This window comes from Caballeronia sp. M23-90 (genome assembly GCF_053574605.1).
The window spans coordinates 1-1,754 of sequence record NZ_JBSIPA010000753.1 but is presented as its reverse complement, the minus strand read 5'-3'; the positions used below and the strand labels follow the sequence as shown (position 1 = coordinate 1,754).

Annotated in this window: 1 protein-coding gene; it reads left to right on the top strand. The window is 63.9% G+C overall.

Annotated elements, in window-relative coordinates:
• The first annotated feature begins 386 nt into the window (after nt 1-386).
• Nucleotides 387-1,628: a formate-dependent phosphoribosylglycinamide formyltransferase gene (purT, locus tag ACRXB1_RS35515; RefSeq protein ID WP_449494708.1), complete on the top strand. Its 1,242-nt coding sequence runs from the start codon at nt 387-389 to the stop codon at nt 1,626-1,628.
• Nucleotides 1,629-1,754 lie beyond the last annotated feature (126 nt).

Below are 1,754 nucleotides of genomic sequence, written 5' to 3'. Positions count from 1 at the left end.
TTGGGCAGCGCGCAGCCGGCGAGCACGCCGCCCAGAACGAGTGCCGCCGCTGAGAAAACAGCCGCCATGGAAAGCCTGGAACGGGCAGAAGCAGCACGGACGTGGCTACGCGCCGAGGGGGGCGCCAGGCGCGAACGGGAAGGCTGCATCGACATGAAAGATCCTCAGGCTGGCAAAACCGTAAGGGTATCGCACTCGTCAGGCGATTGACCAAGGTCGTTTGCATCGGAATCGTTGCGATGTGTAAAGAAATGTCCTGTGCGACTTGCTTTCTGGCGTGCAATTCCGTGCGGCGAATGTTCCTGCGCGACAGGTCGCGGATCATGTCCGCGAGGAGGCCGCGTGTTAACATCCCGGGCTTTACTGGCCTCTTTTCCGGAGCATCCATGCAGAGCGCGAAGTCCGCTGCGTCCCCCTTTCAAACCGGCACCATCGGCACGCCGCTCTCGCCGGGCGCGACCCGCGTGATGCTGCTCGGCGCGGGCGAACTCGGCAAGGAAGTGATCATTGCGCTGCAACGGCTCGGCGTGGAAACCATCGCGGTCGACCGTTACGCCGATGCACCCGGCCATCAGGTCGCGCATCGCTCGCACGTGATCGACATGACCGACGGCGCGGCGTTGCGCGCCTTGATCGAAGCCGAGAAGCCGCATTTGATCGTGCCGGAAATCGAGGCCATCGCGACCGACACGCTGGCCGAAATCGAAGCCGAACAACTCGCCGTCGTAATCCCGACCGCGCGCGCGACCCAGCTCACCATGAACCGCGAAGGCATCCGCCGCCTCGCCGCCGAAACGCTCGGGCTGCCGACGTCGCCTTATGCTTTCGCCGACTCGCTCGACGAGATGAAAGCCGGTATCGGGAAGATCGGGTTCCCGTGCGTGGTGAAACCGGTGATGTCGTCATCGGGGAAGGGGCAATCGGTGCTCAGAAGTGCAGCCGATATCGAACCCGCCTGGCGACACGCAATGGCCGGCGGCCGCGTGAATCACGGGCGCGTGATTGTGGAGGGGTTTATCGATTTCGACTACGAGATTACACAACTCACCGTGCGCGCGGTTAGCGCGGAATCCGGCAATCTGCAGACATATTTCTGCGAGCCGATCGGCCATGTGCAGGTCGCGGGCGATTATGTCGAATCGTGGCAGCCGCAAGCCATGAGCGCGGCGGCGCTGGCGAAATCGCGCGATGTCGCGGAAAAAGTCACGGCGGCGCTGGGCGGACGCGGCTTGTTCGGCGTCGAATTGTTCGTGCGCGGCGACGACGTCTGGTTCTCCGAAGTCAGCCCGCGACCGCATGACACAGGTCTCGTCACGCTCGCCACACAGCGTTTCTCGGAGTTCGACCTGCACGCACGCGCAATCCTCGGTCTTCCGGTGGATGCGGCGTTGCGTGCGCCGGGGGCATCGGCGGTGATTTACGGCGGGCTCGACGAAGCGGGCATCAGCTTCGAAGGGGTAGCTGAAGCGCTCGCGGTGCCGGATTCCGACCTGCGCCTCTTCGGCAAGCCGGAGAGTTTTACGAAGCGCCGCATGGGCGTGGCGCTTGCGACCGGACGCGATACTGACGAAGCGCGGGAACATGCGAAGCTGGCAGCGTCTAAGGTAAGACCCGTCTCCATTCGATGACGGCAACACGCTGCCCGTATCACGGGTTTTGCACGGGCAGCACGGAGGTTCCAAGTGAAATTGTGTGTGTTGGCCGCGTTATGCGCGGTCCTGGCCGGGCTCGGCGGGTGCGGACTGGCAGCGGCA

Excerpts from the sequence above, each read along its gene's own strand:
- purT (WP_449494708.1), top strand. The coding sequence starts at position 387 with ATGCAGAGCGCGAAGTCCGCTGCGTCCCCCTTTCAAACCGGCACCATC.